We start from the raw sequence: 13986 nt of genomic DNA, 5'->3' as shown, positions 1-13986 counted from the left end.
AGCGGGTCTGGTGTGCGAGCGCCTCGGCGGTGGCTCGGCGGTCAGGCGGCGAAGGCGGCGAGGAGCTTGTCGGTGAGGCGGTCGAGGTAGTCGGGGGCGGTCGCCGTGTGGACGACGGCGAGGCGCCAGTACAGCGGGCCGGCGAGGAGGTCGAGGGCGAGTTCGCGGTCGAGGTCGGCGGGGAGTTCGCCGCGGTCGACCGCTCGTTCCAGTAGGTCGGTGGCCTTGCTGCGGCGGGGGTCGCGGACGGCGGTCAGCAGTACCTGTGCGAGTTCGGGGGTGCGGACGGCTTCGGCGAGCAGGTCGGGGATGATCTTCGCCGGGAGCGGGTGGCGGAGCGCGTCCGCGGTCGCGGTGAGGAAGGCGAGGACGTCGCCGCGCAGGGTGCCGGTGTCCTTGATCTCGGAGGCGTCCACGGCCACGGCGCGGATCAGGGCGACGGTCATGTCGAGCTTGGACGGCCAGCGGCGGTAGATGGCGGCCTTGCCCGCCCCGGCCCGCTTGGCGACCGTCTCCAGGGAGAGCCGGGCGTAGCCGACGGCCGCCAGTTCCTCGAAGAAGGCGGCCGCGATCGCCTCGGTCACGGAGTCCTGGAGCACCGGCCCGCCGGGTGTCCGGCGCGCGGGGGGCGTGGCGGCGTCGGGGGCCGCGGAGGTGTCGGAGGCCGGCCGGGGCGCGGGGGTGCTGGGCATGCCCCGAACCTACATCAGGCGGAACGCTTGCGTCTCGACTGGGTGAGGGCTAGCGTCATAGACGAGACGGAACGGTTCCGTCTCGCCAAGACCCCGGGAGTGCACCATGCGATTCCTCTTCGAGGACGAGTCCTTCTCCTTCGAGACGCTCCGGGCGGCCGGATTCGCCGACTACGGCGGCGCCGACCTGGGCGAGGTCGTGGCCACCGCCCGGAACATCGGCGAGGGCGACGAGGAGGCCTGGCTGCGCGAGTGGAAGGCCACCGCGGAGCGCGTCCACGGCATCGGCAGCCGCGCCCTGGCGGCCGGGCACCGGGTCAGCGCCCGCGAGGCCCTGCTGCGCGCGTCGAACTACTACCGCACCGCCGAGTTCTACCGCCGCGACGACCCCGCGAACGACCCCGAGGCCAAGGGCCTGTCCGCCCTCTCCCGGGAGACCTTCGCCGCCGCGGCGGCCCTGATGGACACCCCCGTCGAGGCCGTGACCATTCCCTACGAGGGCACGCACCTGCCCGGCTACCTGTTCCTCGTCGACGACTCCGGCGCCCGGCGCCCCACCGTCCTGTTCACCAGCGGCTTCGACTCGACGCTGGAGGAGGCGTACTTCGCCGTCGCCGCGGCCGCGCTGCGCCGCGGCTACAACGTCCTCGCCTACGACGGGCCGGGCCAGGGTGCGGTGCTGCGCGAGCAGCAGCTGGTCTTCCGGCCGGACTGGGAGGCCGTGGTGACCCCGGTGGTCGACTACGCGCTGACCCGCCCCGAGATCGCCGCCGACGGGCTGGTGCTGTTCGGGTACAGCCTCGGCGGCTACCTGGCCGCCCGCGCCGCCGCCCACGAACACCGCCTGGCCGCCCTGGTGTTGGACGACGGCGTCTACAACTACCGGGAGGCCCACGACCGGTTCCTGCCGCCGTTCCTCCGCGAGTGGATCGAGGCCGGCCGGGACGACCTCGTGGAGCCCGTCATGGGCCTGTTCATGCAGGTGAGCACCCAGGTGCGCTGGGCGCTGCGCAACGGGGTGTGGACGTTCGGCGCCGCGTCGGTGGCGGACTACATCCGCCGTACCGCCGACTACACCCTCGACGGCGTCGCCCGGCTCATCGACTGCCCCACCCTCGTCCTGGACGCCGAGAACGACCAGTTCTTCCGCGGCCAGCCCCAGCAGGTCCGGGCCGCGCTGACCTGCCCGCACACGCTCGTCACCCTGCCCGAGGCCGAGGGCGCGGGCGAGCACTGCCACATGGGCGCCATGTTCCGCCTCCACCAGGTGGCCTTCGACTGGCTGGACACCACCCTGGCCGGGGCCACCCGGTCCACGAACTGACGGGGGTCGGACGGGAGGGCGTCACCGCTGGTGGGTGCCCGGGGAGGGAAGACGGGCGGCGGTGTGCCCGGTCGCCCACGAACCGCGCGGGCGGTAGCGTCACCCTTGGTCGCCAGGGCGTTACGGTGCGCGCCCGGTGGAGGGCGCCGGCCGGGCCCTGGGGCAGGCCCGCCGTCCCTTCCGTCGACCCGACAGGAGTCGCCCCCATGGCCGTCCCCACCGACTTCGACCAGCACGCCACCGGCTACAGCCTCCCGCACGCGTACTGGCTGGCCAAGGCCGCCGAACTCGCCTACCAGGACGAGGCCGCGATCGAGGAGCAGGCCCGCGCCTGGGGCTTCGACACCGTGCGCCACCACCAGACGCGCTTCACCCCGCCGTTCCCGCTGCAGGACACCCAGGCCTACACCATGGCCGGCGACAACATGATCGTCACCGCGTTCCGCGGCACCGAGCCCGCGCAGATCCGCGACTGGCTCACCGACTCCACCACCCCGCCCTGGCCGGGCCCCGCCCGGACGGGCTACGTCCACTACGGCTTCGCCGAGGCCCTCGAATCCGTCTACCCGGACGTCGCCAAGGCCGTCTCCGACCTGCGGACCGGCGACCAGACCGTGTGGTTCACCGGCCACAGCCTCGGCGGCGCCCTCGCCATGCTCGCCGCCGCCCGGCTCGACCTGGAGGAGCCGAGCCTGGCGGCCGACGGCGTCTACACCTACGGCCAGCCCCGGACCTGCGACCGGCTGCTCGCCGCCGCGTACGACAAGGGCCTGCGCGGGCGCACCTACCGCTTCGTGCACGGCAACGACATCGTCCCCGAGCTGCCCCCGGAGCCCGCCTTCACCCACGTCGAGGCGCTGCGCCACATCGACTCCGCGGGCCGCGTCCAGGAGAAGGTCCCGCTGGTCTCCGCGCTGACCGACCGGGCCAAGGGCCTGGGTGCCGCGGCGTTCTCCCCGGACGGCGAGGGCATCCGCGACCACCTGATGCGCAGTTACCTCGCCGCGCTGGAGAAGGCCCTGGCCTGACCGGCGCGGGCTGGAGGGCTCGCGCCGGGGCGGGGGCGCACGGGACGGGCGCGGGCCCGGTGATCTTGGACGGATAGGCTGCCGTGAACTCAGGTCCTCGTGGTGAGGACGGAACTGACGAGGATCGGTGGTGTACGGACATGATGGGACCGGCGCATTCGCTGTCGGGTGCGGCCGCTTGGCTGGGGGTGGGCGCGGCGGCGGCCGGGATGGGGGAGCCGATGCCCTGGCCGGTCCTGCTCGCGGGGGCGCTGATCTGTGCGGGCGCGGCCCTGGCGCCCGACCTGGACCACAAGGCGGCGACGATATCCAGGGCGTTCGGACCGGTGTCCCGGGCGCTCTGCGAGGTGATCGACAACCTCTCGTACGCGGTGTACAAGGCCACCCGCGGCAAGGGCGACCCGCGGCGCTCGGGCGGCCACCGGACGCTGACGCACACCTGGCTCTGGGCGGTGCTGTGCGGGGCGGGCGCGGCGGCGGTGGCCGTGTACGGCGGCCGCTGGGGCGTGCTGGTGGTGCTGTTCGTGCACATGGTGCTGGCGATCGAGGGACTGCTGTGGCGGCACGCCCGGGTCTCCAGCGACGTCCTGGTGTGGCTGCTGGGGGCGACCAGCGCGTGGATGCTCGCGGAGGTCCTCGACAAGCCCGGCAACGGCTCGCAGTGGCTGTTCGAGGAGCCCGGGCAGCAGTACCTCTGGATCGGGCTGCCGATCGCGCTCGGCGCGCTGGTGCACTGCCTGGGCGACGCGCTGACCGTCTCGGGCTGCCCGGTGCTGTGGCCGATCCCGATCGGGCGCCGGCGCTGGTACCCGATCGGGCCGCCGAAGGGCATGCGGTTCCGGGCCGGCAGCTGGGTGGAGATCAAGGTGCTGACCCCGGTGTTCATGGGGGTCGGCGGGGTGTGCGGGGCGGGGGCGCTCGGCTTCTTCGGCAACGGTTGAGGTCGATGTTCCTTCGGGGGAGGGGAGTTGGCGGCGCGTCGACCGGGTAGGCACCGGTCGGCGCGGGAGACGGGGGAGGCCGGCCTCCGGCGCCGGGAGCGTGTCCGGTACTCCTCGCGGCCTTGGGAGCGTGACAGATGGCGTCCGTACCGGGAGAGGTGGCGATCGTCACCGGTGCCGCCAGCGGGATCGGCCGGGCGGCGGCGCTGCGGCTGGCCCGGGCGGGCTGGGCGGTCGCGGCGGTCGACGTCGACGCGGCCGGTCTGGAGGGGCTGGCGCGGGAGGCTCCCGGGGCGCGCCCGTTCGTCTGCGACGTCACGGACCGTACGGCGGTCGCCGCAGTGGTCCGGGACGTCGGCCGCGAACTGGGCCCGCCCCGGCGGCTGGTGCACTGCGCGGGCGTCGGCGTGATGGGCCGGCTGCTGGACCGGGACGCGGCCGACACCCTGCGGGTGATGGACACCGTGTACGGCGGCACGCTCCGCCTGGTGCACGCCGTCGTCCCCGCCATGGCCGCCCGGGGCGGGGGCCAGGTGGTCATCCTCGGTTCGATCGCGGGTTGGGTGCCGGTGCCGATGGGCGGGGCGTACGGGGCGGCGAAGGCGGCGGTCCACTTCCTGGCCGAGACCGTCGCGGCCGAGCACCGGAAGGACCGGATCCAGGTCGTGTGCGTCTGCCCGCCCGCGGTGGAGACCCCGATGCTGGACCGGATGCGCGACGACTCCCCCGAACTGATGGGCCGGGTCCGCGGGTTGAGCACCGAAGCGGTCCTGGACTCGATGGACCGCGCCCTGGCGCGCGGTCGGCTGTGGGCCTTCCCCGGGCGCGGCACCCGCGCGATGTGGACCGCCCGGCGCCTGGCGCCCCGCCTCCTCGGCCGGACGATCGGCCGCCTGGTGGTCGGGAAGTAGCCGGGGCGCTGGTCGGGGGGTAACCGGGGTGCGGACGCCGGCGCGGCCGCTCAGCGGGCCGCGAGCAGGCCGTCCACCAGCGCGTCGAGGCCGTCCCGGTAGGTGTCCTGGGCGGTGAGCGGCGCCCAGCGGTCCGCGAGCCCGGCCAGGCGGGGGAGTTGCTCCGGGTCGAGGTCGGCGAAGACCTGCTGACGGTGGGTCGGGCGGTCGTCGGCGGGCCGTCGGCGGGCCGTCGACGTGCGGACCATGATCTCGCCGGCCGTGTAGTACCAGATGGCGCGGTAGCCCTGGACGGCCCGTTCCGGCGACAGGCCGCAGGCCACCAGGCCGTCGACGATCTGCTCGACGAACCAGAGCGAGTGGGCGGACATCAGGCTGTCCCCGGTCAGCACTTCCACGATCCACGGGCAGGCGGCGAGCGCCTCGTGGATGGCGGCCGCCGCGGCGACGACCCGTGCGCGCGGCTCGGCCGGGAGCGCGGTCGGTCGCAGTGTCCGCGCGGCGTAGTCGTCCAGCAGCAGGACGAGCAGCTCCTCCTTGTCGCGGACGTGGTGGTAGAGCGCCATCGGTGTGCTGCCGACCTCGGCGGCCAGGCGGCGCATGGTCAGCCGCTCGACGCCCTCCTCGTCCACGATCCGGCGGGCCGCCGTGACGACCTCCTCCCGGGAGATCCGGGGAGGCCGACCGGTGGCCTTGCGCCGCGCGGCGGGCTGCGCCGCGGCGGGCCGCGCTCCGGCCGACTGGGGGGTGGCGGACGGCGGGGTGGAGGGCTGCTGCATGCCCCCATCATCACCCGGGACTCGACAGTGGGGATCGCCCGGGGTTACTTTCTATACATGTACAAAAACTCACGGGGGCGCCCCGGCCGGGTGCTGGCGGCGGTGGCCGTCGCCCAGTTCGTCTTCGCCCTGGACATGTCGGTGGTCAACGTCGCCCTGCCCGCGATCCGGACCGACCTGGGATTCGCCCCGCTCGACCTCTCCTGGGTCGTGCACGTCTACGCGCTCACCTTCGGCGGGCTCCTGCTGCTCGGCGGACGCGCGAGCGACCTGTACGGACGGCGCCGGTTGCTCCTGCTCGGCCTGGCCGTCTTCGGCCTCTGCTCGCTCGGCGGCGGGCTGGCCCAGGAGCCCTGGCAGCTGGTCGCCGCCCGCGCCGGGCAGGGTGTGGGCGCCGCGGCGGCCGCCCCGGCCGCGCTCGCGATGCTCACCACCACGTTCACCGAAGGGCCCGGGCGGGTGCGCGCGCTCGGCGTGTGGAGCGCGACGAACGCCGCCGGCGGCGCCCTGGGGGTGCTGGCGGGCGGGCTGCTGACCGAGTACGCGAGCTGGCGCTGGGTCATGCTGGTCAACCTGCCCGTCGTGGCGACGGCGCTCGCCCTGCTGCCCGCCGACGGCCCCGCCGAGGCGCGGCCCGAGCGGTCCGTACGGCCGGTGAGGCGGGAGCGGCCGGACGTGCTCGGCGCCGTCCTCGCGACCGCCGGCATCGGGCTGCTGGTGTTCGGCGTGGTCCGCACCGACGTCCGGGGGTGGGGCTCCCCGGCCACCCTGGGGACGCTCGCCGCCGCCGGCGCCCTGCTGGCCGCCTTCGCCGTCACCGAGGCCAGGACCGCCGCGCCGCTGCTCCGCCTCGGCCTGCTGCGCAGCCGCTGGGTGGCCGGTGCCAACGTGCTGGTGTTCCTGGCCGCAGCCGGGCAGTTCACCGCCTTCTACTTCGTCTCGCTCTACCTCCAGCAGGTCCTGGGCCTGGGCGCCGCCGCCACCGGCCTCGCCTTCCTGCCCTTCTCGGCCGGACTGGTCGCGGGCACCGTGTTCGCCACCCGCGTCGTCGCGCGCCGCACTCCGCGGGCCGCCCTGGTGCCCGGGGCCGTGCTGGCCGCCGTGGGCCTGGCCTGGTTCGCGCTGATCAGCCCGGACGGCGGCTTCCTCACCGACGTCCTCGGCCCGTCGCTGGTCACCAGCGTCGGCACCGGACTGGTCCTGGCCCCGGTCGCCGCCGCCGGGACCACCGGTGTGGCCGCCCGCGAGGCCGGAATGGCCTCCGGCCTGCTCAACAGCTCGCGCCAGCTCGGCGGCTGCGTCGGCCTGGCGGCCCTGGCCACCGTCGCCGCGCACCGCACCGGCGGCGCCACCGACCCGGCCGCCCTCAACGACGGCTACGCCACCGGACTGGCCGTCACCGCCGGGCTCTTCGTCCTCGCCGCGCTGGTGGCGGTCGCCGTGCTGCCCCGGCGGCGGCCGGAGGCGCCGGGCCTCCCCGACCCGCTCACCCCCGTAGCGGAGGGCCCGGCAGAAAGCTCCGCGCGGAACCGCGTGGAGAACCGACTGGAAGGAACCCGCTCATGACGACCACTCCGATCGAGGCCGTGGACCTGTTCTCCTCGGCCCTGCACATCCACCCCGACGGCGACGTCCGGGCCACCGGGCGGCGGATGACCGGCGGCGACGCCGAGGCCTGGCAGATCGCGACCTTCCACGTGGAGAGCGACGCCGAGGTCCACGCCGACCACTGGGAGATGCACCCCGAGGCCGAGGAGGCGGTCTGCTGCCTGGCCGGCGGCGTCCGGCTCTTCCTCCGCCCGGTCGAGCCCGGTGAGCCCGGCGAGGCCGAGTCGGTGGTACGGCTGACGGCGGGCACCGCCGCGATCGTGCCCCGGGGCCGCTGGCACCGGTTGGAACTCGACGCCCCCAGCGACCTGATGTCGATCACCCTCCGGACGGGTACCCGGCTGGAGCCGCGCACCGAGGCGGGCTGACCGGCGTGGGCCGTGGCGGGGTGGTCCGGCACGAGCCGGACCACCCTGGCGTGTCCGCCAACACCCCTTGTCAACAAGGGGATTGACGTCAGGCCGAGGGTGTGGCGGAGCCGGCGATCCGGGCCAGCAGGGCGGCGAGCTCCCCGGGCATGGACAGGAACGGGGAGTGGCTGCTGGGCAGCCGGTGGACGGTGTCGGCGCGGGCGGCGAGCCGGTGCTGCTGGGACAGGTCGAGGGCCTGGTCCTGGTCGCAGACGACGTAGCTGGAGGGCACCGTGCGCCAGCCCGCCGTGGTCACCGGCTCGGTGAAGGACCGGACGCTCTGCGGGCTCAGCCGGGCCACCGCGCGGTCGGCGACGTCGGCGGGCACGTCGGCGTAGTACTCCTGGCGGGCGTGGGCGACGTCCGGCGGGGTGTGGCCCGTGTCGTCCTCCGGTGAGGGAATCCCCAGGAAGGAGAACGTGCTCTCGCCCACGTCCAGTTGGAAGGCGGAGACGTACACCGCCCGCACCACGTTGGCGGCGCCCGCGACGGCCTCGGTGGCGGGGGCGCCGCCGTAGGAGTGGGCGACCGTCACCACCGGGCCGTCGATCCGCCGCAGGTGGTCGCGGATCACGGCGGCGTCCTCCAGCAGGCCCGCCGACCGGGTGCCGTCGGGGTGGGCGGCGGAGCTGGGCAGGTCCACGGCGTGGGAGCGCCAGCCGTCGGCGGCGAGGGCGGCGCGCAGGGGGTCCCAGCACCAGGCGCCGTGCCAGGCGCCGTGGACCAGCAGGAAGGTGGGGCGGTCGGGGGCGGCGGTCACAGGCGGGTCCTCCGTCGTACGGGGCGCGGGCGGTGGGCCCGTCCGAGTATCCGTGGTGAACGTGACGGCGGTGTGACGCCGGGCGTGTCGCCGTCGCACCCGGGCCGGCCGTCAGCGGCCTCCGGTGGCGACGGCGGCGGCCGCCGCCGTCCCGGTGAGGCCGTGACGCTCCGCCAGCACACCCGCCTGGAAGCGGCTGTCCGCGCCCAGGGAGCTGTAGAGGCCGGCGATGTGCCGTCGGCAGTTGCGCAGCGAGAGCCCGAGCCGGCGGGCGATGACCTCGTCCTTCAGGCCGTCGGCGAGCAGCCGCAGGATCGTCGTCCGGAGCTCGTCCGAGACGGCGCGGGCGGCGGCCGGGCCGCTGCGGAAGGCCTCGCCCTGGTGCCAGAGCGTCTCGAAGGAGTCGGCCAGGTGGGCCACCACCGACGGCTGGTCCACCAGGACGAGCCCGTCGGTCCGTCCCCGCTCCGGCAGGAAGGCGCTCTCCCGGTCGACGACCAGCAGCGGGCCGCAGCTCTCCCCGGTGGTCCGCACCTCGGCGCCGGCCCGTTCCGCGGCCCGGGCCTGGCGCTGGGTGGGCAGGTGGAAGCGCGCGGGGTGCTGGTGGACGATCCGGACCCGCAGCGCGGGGTCGGTGCGCGGCAGTTCGGCCACGACCAGGTCGGCCAGCGCCGCCGCCGTCGGGTCGCCGCCGGGGCAGCAGAGGACGACCTCCCGGCGGGCCCGCAGCAGCCGGTCGCCGACGATCGCGTGTACGGCGCCATGGTCCGGCGGCACCTCCTCCGGCCGTACGGCGGGTGCGCCGGTCTCCGGCCGCCCGTGGACCGCCTGCGCGGCCGTCCACGACTGCTCGGCCCGCCACGACTGCCCGGTCACGGGCCGGACCGGTGCGGGCCGGTCCCGGCGGACGGCCCAGGCGTAGAAGGCGACGGTGCCGTCGCCCGGCCCGGCGGCGGGGGTGGTGGGGGCCGGGACGGAGCCCAGTGGGGCTCCTGGTGCGTGTGGGGTGAACGCGATGTGGACGGTTCCACGTTCTCTCATGACAGCCCTCTTGACAGCTGGTGGCGGCCGACGGTCGACGGTCGCGTCCGGCGGTCGGTCGGCCCCGGAAGCGGTTGTTCGATCGTCGTCAACGGTCGCGGCGGCCGCCAGGGGGTGAGGGGGCCAGGAAGTTGTTGGCCGACTGAGGAGGGGTGGATGAATCCGGTGAAAACGGACGCGGTCCGGTCGTCGGGGCGGGAGGCCCTGCTCGATCGCGAGACGCGGCTGGTCTACGAGTGGGCGGTGCGGCACCGGCGGGTCGAGCCCGCCGACCTGGCGCGGATCTCCACCGACCTCGGGCTCGGCGAGGCGCGCTGCCGGGCGGCCGTCGACCGGCTGGCGGCGCTGTGCCTGCTGGTGCGGCGACCGGGAGCCGGGCCGGGCTGCTTCGCGGCGGTCGGCCCGGAGGCGGCCGCCGCGCGGCTGACCGGACGGGAGGAGGCGCGGCTGCGCATCGCGGAGGCCGAGCTGGGCCGCCGTCAGGCCGCGCTGGCGGGGCTGCGCGCCGAGGTGGCCTCGCTGGAGCCGGTGTACCGGGCGCAGGGCGGCGGCGTGGACGGCTCGGTCCGCCTGCTGGAGGACGCCCACGCGGCTGGTTCGGCGCTCGGCTCCGTGGTGGGCGCCGCCAAGGAGGAGGTGCTGACCGTCCAGCCGGGCGGCGGGCACCCGCAGGCGGACCTGGCGGAGGCGCTGCCCCGGGACCTGGCCGCACTGGGGCGGGGCGTCCGGCTGCGGAGCCTGTACCAGCACCCGGCCCGGTTCGACCCGCCCACCCGCTCCTACGCGGAGCTGGTCATCGGCGCGGGGGCGGAGGTCCGGACCCGCGCCGAGGTGCCGGCCCGGCTGGTCGTGGTGGACCGGACCACGGCCTTCGTGCCGGCCCGGCTCGCCACCGGAGCGGCGCTGCTGGTCCGGGAGCCGTCCCTGGTGGCGTACTTCGTCGGGCTCTTCGAGCACGAGTGGAGCCAGGCGGTCCCGTACGACACCGCGCCGCGGGCCGCCCGTACGGTGTCCCGCGAGGTCGAGGACGTGATCGCGGTGCTGCTCGCCGCCGGGGAGAAGGACGACACGATCGCCCGGCGGCTGGGCATGTCGACCCGCACCTGCCGGCGCCACATCGCCGAGTTGCTGGCGCGTCTGGGCGCGCAGAGCCGGTTCCAGGCCGGGGCGTTGGCCGAGCGGGCCGGGCTCACCGTCCCGGCGGACGCCACCGGGCCCTGCTGAGGCCGACCCCAACCCGGCGGGCACGGCGGACGGCGGCCCGGGCTCGGCGGACAAGGGCCCCGGTACGACGGACGGAGGCCCGCCGGGTGGTCCCGGCGGGCCTCCGTGTCGTCGGTCGGAGGATTACTCCGCAGCCTCGACCGGGGCGCCGAACGGCAGGTGCAGATCGGTGCTCCAGTGGCTGAACGGGACGGCCGCGTCGTCCTGGGCGGCCTCGAGCGCCTGGAGGGAGAGGATCGTCGACATCAGAGACCGGCCTCCTCGGCGACGGGCGCCTCGGCGCGGTAGTGGGCGAAGCTGCTCCAGTGGCTGTTGGGCTCGACGGCACCGGTGCCGATCTCGCTCTGGAGCCCCTGGAGGGCCAGGATCTGGGTCATGGTCGTTCCTTTCCGTGGTGGTGCCGGCCACCGGATGGTGGCCGTGGTGGTCCCCCGGGTCCCAGGGGCCTCGAAGCCTCAGGGCCTCGAAGCCTCAGGACCGGGGAAGTCGGTGATGCCGGGCAGCGGCACCGGGCCGAGGACGGCCTCGTGCAGCGCGACCAGGACTCCGGCGGCGCCGGTGGCCAGGTCCGCCGACAGGCGCATCGAGCGCCGGCCCGGGAAGGCGAGGTGGCCGCGATGGTTCATCACGTGCCACTCCAGCAGCCGCAGGTGGCGGTCGGCCTCGGCCCCGCGTCCGCCGCGCAGCAGGTGCAGTACCAGCCCGGCCCGGCCCTCGAACAGGCCGGCCGCCGCGATCAGGTCGGGGAGGCAGGCGCGGTCGGCGGCGGCGGTCGCCTGGGCGAACCGGCCGGGCAGCCGGCCCGCGCCGTCGGGTCGGTCCGCCCCGCTGTGCCGCGCCAGCTCGGAGATCAGCCGGGCGGTGCCGACGCCGCCCGCGGCCAGGTACGGGAGCTTGCGGCGGTGGCGGTCCTCGACCAGGAAGAGCATCCCGTCGGTGACGTCCGCCTCGTCCAGTTCGCGGCCGAGCGCCGCCTCGGCCGCCGTCAGCCAGCTCCGCTCGCCGGTGTGCCCGTACAGCCGCAGGAACAGTGCGGCCTGCCCGCTCCAGCCGTCCAGCAGGCCGCGCAGCCGGGGTGCGGGCTCGTCCCGGGCCAGCTCGTGGCCGAGGGCCAGGGCCCGTTCGGCGAGCCGCTCGCGGCCGAGCACGTCGGCCAGGTCGAGCAGGCCGAGCGCGATGCCGGCCCGTCCGGAGCCGAGCCCCGGATCGGCCGGGGCCTCGGTGGCGAGCAGCCGCTCGACCAGCGCGTCGGCCTCCCGGGTCGCCCCGAGCCGGGCCAGCGTCCAGGCGATGCCGGTCAGCCCGTCGTAGAGGCCGGGCGGCAGGTCGGCCGCGGCGTTCGCGCGGGCCACCAGCCAGTCGGTGTGCTCGGGCGGGGCGGGGCGGCCGCAGGCCCGGAGCGCGTACAGCACGCCGGCCGCGCCGTAGGACAGTCCCAGGCCGCCGTGGCCCGGGCCGAACTGTTCGACGTCGCCGGGGAAGAGGCGGTCCGTCCGGTCCGGGGTGGCCATCGCCAGGATGCCCGCGGCCAGCGAGTCCAGCACCGGGCGCCAGGCCTCGGTGTCCGCCGAGGGCTCCTGGGGCCAGGCCGGACGAGCCGGCCCTGCGGCGCCGTCGGCGGTCCCCGGAGCGCGTTCGGTGGCGCCCGCCGGCAGCTTCCCGCCGGCCGCCCGGTGCAGTGCCTCGGCCACCTCGGCCCCGAACCCGGCGGGCACCGGGTAGCGGCGGGAGATCTCCCGGCCGGCCAGCTCGGCCTTGCCCGAGTCCAGCCCGAGCTGGATGTTCAGCGGGAGGAAGAGGTAGAGCCGCAGCGCGGCCAGCGCGTACGCGTCCACGGCGGTTCCGCGCCGGGCCTTCGGCGAGACGAAGCCGGGCGCGCCCAGCGGGGGAGCGGCGGGGTCGTCGGCGGGGAAGGCGATCTCGAAGTCGACCAGCGCGCAGCGCCCGTCCGGCCGGACCATCACGTTGTTGGGGTGCAGGTCGCCGAAGACCAGCCCGCGCTCGTGCAGCGCCGCCAGCATGCCGCCGACCTGGTCGAGCACGTCGAGCGCCCAGTCGGTGTACGCGGCCAGCTCGGCCTCGTCCGGGTCGGGGTGGGTGAGCGGGCAGGTGCGGGTGAAGACGTCCTCCAGCCGCTCGCCCTCGATGTACTCCTCGACCAGGTAGTGGTGCTCCCAGACCTGCCGGTACTCGTACAGGGCGGGCACGAAGTCCACCCCGGCCAGCGCCTCCAGCACCCGGCGCTCGCTCAGCAGCCGCTGCACCGCGTCCCGGCCGGCGTAGTCGAGCCCGGCGTGCGGGCGGGCCTCGCGCAGCACCACCTGGCGGCCGTCGCGCCGGTCGGTGGCCAGGTAGATCCCGCCGCCGTTGGAGAAGTGCAGCGCCTTGACGACCTCGAACGGGAAGTCGGCCGGGGCCTCGGCCTCACGCGCGGCGTCGGCGGCGAGCTGGGCGGAGACGAGCTCCGGCACCGGCGCCCAGTCCGGCACGGTGAAGACGGTGCCCCGGGTGTCGGGCACCAGTGCGCCGTCCGGGCCGCGCATCGCCGGGACGCGCCGGCCCCGCTCGTCGGTGCAGTGGCGTTCGACGAAGGAGCCGTAGCGCAGGTAGAGCGGGCCCTCCCGGTAGCGCAGGTCGCTCAGGACGTAGGGGCCGGGGACGCCCTTCAGCAGGGTGGACAGGTCGTCCAGCACTCGGGCCAACCGGGTGTCGTCCTCCGGGTAGAGCGTGATCAGCTTGCCGCTGGCGCGGCGGTCGGCGTACTTGCTGTTCAGGGCGAGCACGGTGGCCCGGCCGCGCAGGAACTTCCAGGTCAGCCCGTGCTCCAGGCAGTACGCCAGGACCTGCTCGACGACCTGCTCCGCCTCGTCCGGGGTGGCCGAGACGTGAACCTTCCAGCCCTGCTCGGGGAGTCGGGCGTGCGGCGGCCGCAGGCTGATCCAGGGGCCGTGCTCGTGGCGCTCCCAGCCCGGCGGCAGCGGGGCGGTGGCGGCGGCGAAGCGGTCGTCGGCGTGCTCGGCGCGGGCGGGGTCGTCGTAGAACAGCGGGTCGGCGAAGCAGTGGCGCTCGTAGCGGTCGTCCATGCTGCCCGCCTCAGCCCGCGGTCCGCGGCCGGCACCCGGACGCGCCCGCTCCGGTGGCCGGCCGGCCGTCGGATGTCGTCGTCATGGGAGCCCCCCGGGTGCGGTCGATCCCGCCGGTTGCGGGCTGCTTCCGACCCTGCCAGCCGGGGTGGGCGGGGTCGACGGGTCCGACCCGCCACCTTCGT

Annotated in this window: 14 protein-coding genes; 7 read left to right on the top strand and 7 right to left on the bottom strand. The window is 75.7% G+C overall.

Annotated features, from left to right (window positions below; genetic code table 11):
* Positions 1-41: 41 nt before the first annotated feature.
* Entirely contained in the window at positions 42-692 is a 651-nt protein-coding gene (locus tag ACFCY1_RS20400; protein ID WP_079272854.1) for a TetR-like C-terminal domain-containing protein, read from the bottom strand.
* Positions 693-798: 106 nt separating this feature from the next.
* Between ACFCY1_RS20400 and ACFCY1_RS20395 the strand changes: the two genes are divergently transcribed.
* From ACFCY1_RS20395 to ACFCY1_RS20380, 4 genes are all read left to right on the top strand, one after another.
* Complete coding sequence (locus tag ACFCY1_RS20395; protein ID WP_375875467.1) at positions 799-2016, top strand: alpha/beta fold hydrolase; 1218 nt, start codon at positions 799-801, stop codon at positions 2014-2016.
* A 206-nt stretch (positions 2017-2222) separates the two neighbouring features.
* Positions 2223-3044 (top strand): lipase family protein, encoded by an 822-nt coding sequence (locus tag ACFCY1_RS20390; RefSeq protein WP_375875466.1) that lies wholly within the window; start codon positions 2223-2225, stop codon positions 3042-3044.
* A gap of 140 nt (positions 3045-3184) precedes the next feature.
* Positions 3185-3985 (top strand): metal-dependent hydrolase, encoded by an 801-nt coding sequence (locus ACFCY1_RS20385; protein ID WP_049650939.1) that lies wholly within the window; start codon positions 3185-3187, stop codon positions 3983-3985.
* A 137-nt stretch (positions 3986-4122) separates the two neighbouring features.
* Positions 4123-4896 carry an SDR family NAD(P)-dependent oxidoreductase gene (locus tag ACFCY1_RS20380; protein WP_375875465.1) on the top strand — a complete coding sequence of 258 codons (774 nt, stop codon included), beginning with the start codon at positions 4123-4125 and terminating at the stop codon, positions 4894-4896.
* 50 nt (positions 4897-4946) lie between these two features.
* Here ACFCY1_RS20380 and ACFCY1_RS20375 read toward each other — a convergent pair whose 3' ends face one another.
* Complete coding sequence (locus ACFCY1_RS20375) at positions 4947-5675, bottom strand: TetR/AcrR family transcriptional regulator (RefSeq protein WP_082345634.1); 729 nt, start codon at positions 5673-5675, stop codon at positions 4947-4949.
* Positions 5676-5732: 57 nt separating this feature from the next.
* Between ACFCY1_RS20375 and ACFCY1_RS20370 the strand changes: the two genes are divergently transcribed.
* Positions 5733-7241, top strand: a complete 1509-nt coding sequence (locus ACFCY1_RS20370) for an MFS transporter (protein WP_375875464.1) — start codon at positions 5733-5735, stop codon at positions 7239-7241.
* A complete protein-coding gene (locus tag ACFCY1_RS20365) occupies positions 7238-7651 on the top strand; it encodes a cupin (protein ID WP_375875463.1) in 414 nt (137 codons plus the stop codon). Before ACFCY1_RS20370 ends, ACFCY1_RS20365 begins: the two co-directional genes overlap by 4 nt.
* 88 nt (positions 7652-7739) lie before the next feature.
* Here the strand turns inward: ACFCY1_RS20365 and ACFCY1_RS20360 are convergent, their stop codons facing one another.
* Together ACFCY1_RS20360 and ACFCY1_RS20355 are read right to left on the bottom strand one after the other, a co-directional pair.
* Positions 7740-8453 carry an alpha/beta fold hydrolase gene (locus ACFCY1_RS20360; RefSeq protein ID WP_375875462.1) on the bottom strand — a complete coding sequence of 238 codons (714 nt, stop codon included), beginning with the start codon at positions 8451-8453 and terminating at the stop codon, positions 7740-7742.
* A 111-nt stretch (positions 8454-8564) separates the two neighbouring features.
* Entirely contained in the window at positions 8565-9494 is a 930-nt protein-coding gene (locus ACFCY1_RS20355; RefSeq protein WP_375875461.1) for a response regulator transcription factor, read from the bottom strand.
* Positions 9495-9650: 156 nt separating this feature from the next.
* Here ACFCY1_RS20355 and ACFCY1_RS20350 point away from each other — a divergent pair, with 156 nt between their 5' ends.
* Positions 9651-10718 carry a LuxR C-terminal-related transcriptional regulator gene (locus ACFCY1_RS20350; protein ID WP_375875460.1) on the top strand — a complete coding sequence of 356 codons (1068 nt, stop codon included), beginning with the start codon at positions 9651-9653 and terminating at the stop codon, positions 10716-10718.
* A gap of 123 nt (positions 10719-10841) precedes the next feature.
* On the opposite strand, the gene ACFCY1_RS20345 is transcribed toward ACFCY1_RS20350, so the two are convergent.
* From ACFCY1_RS20345 to lanKC, 3 genes are all read right to left on the bottom strand, one after another.
* Positions 10842-10964, bottom strand: coding sequence for a hypothetical protein (locus tag ACFCY1_RS20345; RefSeq protein ID WP_255357467.1), 123 nt, complete (start codon positions 10962-10964; stop codon positions 10842-10844).
* Positions 10964-11095, bottom strand: coding sequence for a hypothetical protein (locus ACFCY1_RS20340; protein ID WP_255357466.1), 132 nt, complete (start codon positions 11093-11095; stop codon positions 10964-10966). The genes ACFCY1_RS20345 and ACFCY1_RS20340 overlap by 1 nt, the downstream gene beginning before the upstream one ends.
* A gap of 78 nt (positions 11096-11173) precedes the next feature.
* Positions 11174-13801 carry a class III lanthionine synthetase LanKC gene (gene lanKC / locus ACFCY1_RS20335; RefSeq protein ID WP_375875459.1) on the bottom strand — a complete coding sequence of 876 codons (2628 nt, stop codon included), beginning with the start codon at positions 13799-13801 and terminating at the stop codon, positions 11174-11176.
* Between the last annotated feature and the right edge of the window lie 185 nt (positions 13802-13986).

Origin of the sequence: Kitasatospora sp. NPDC056273 (assembly GCF_042268845.1) — a bacterium.
GTDB lineage: Bacteria > Actinomycetota > Actinomycetes > Streptomycetales > Streptomycetaceae > Kitasatospora.
This window is presented reverse-complemented; position numbering and strand designations above follow the sequence as displayed.

What these genes read in the sequence shown, in the direction of transcription:
- ACFCY1_RS20375 (WP_082345634.1), bottom strand. Translation starts at nt 5,675, where the DNA reads ATGCAGCAGCCCTCCACCCCGCCGTCCGCCACCCCCCAGTCGGCCGGA.
- ACFCY1_RS20390 (WP_375875466.1), top strand. Translation starts at nt 2,223, where the DNA reads ATGGCCGTCCCCACCGACTTCGACCAGCACGCCACCGGCTACAGCCTC.
- ACFCY1_RS20345 (WP_255357467.1), bottom strand. Translation starts at nt 10,964, where the DNA reads ATGTCGACGATCCTCTCCCTCCAGGCGCTCGAGGCCGCCCAGGACGAC.
- ACFCY1_RS20370 (WP_375875464.1), top strand. Translation starts at nt 5,733, where the DNA reads ATGTACAAAAACTCACGGGGGCGCCCCGGCCGGGTGCTGGCGGCGGTG.
- ACFCY1_RS20365 (WP_375875463.1), top strand. Translation starts at nt 7,238, where the DNA reads ATGACGACCACTCCGATCGAGGCCGTGGACCTGTTCTCCTCGGCCCTG.
- ACFCY1_RS20380 (WP_375875465.1), top strand. Translation starts at nt 4,123, where the DNA reads ATGGCGTCCGTACCGGGAGAGGTGGCGATCGTCACCGGTGCCGCCAGC.
- lanKC (WP_375875459.1), bottom strand. Translation starts at nt 13,801, where the DNA reads ATGGACGACCGCTACGAGCGCCACTGCTTCGCCGACCCGCTGTTCTAC.
- ACFCY1_RS20400 (WP_079272854.1), bottom strand. Translation starts at nt 692, where the DNA reads ATGCCCAGCACCCCCGCGCCCCGGCCGGCCTCCGACACCTCCGCGGCC.
- ACFCY1_RS20350 (WP_375875460.1), top strand. Translation starts at nt 9,651, where the DNA reads ATGAATCCGGTGAAAACGGACGCGGTCCGGTCGTCGGGGCGGGAGGCC.
- ACFCY1_RS20395 (WP_375875467.1), top strand. Translation starts at nt 799, where the DNA reads ATGCGATTCCTCTTCGAGGACGAGTCCTTCTCCTTCGAGACGCTCCGG.
- ACFCY1_RS20340 (WP_255357466.1), bottom strand. Translation starts at nt 11,095, where the DNA reads ATGACCCAGATCCTGGCCCTCCAGGGGCTCCAGAGCGAGATCGGCACC.
- ACFCY1_RS20355 (WP_375875461.1), bottom strand. Translation starts at nt 9,494, where the DNA reads ATGAGAGAACGTGGAACCGTCCACATCGCGTTCACCCCACACGCACCA.
- ACFCY1_RS20385 (WP_049650939.1), top strand. Translation starts at nt 3,185, where the DNA reads ATGATGGGACCGGCGCATTCGCTGTCGGGTGCGGCCGCTTGGCTGGGG.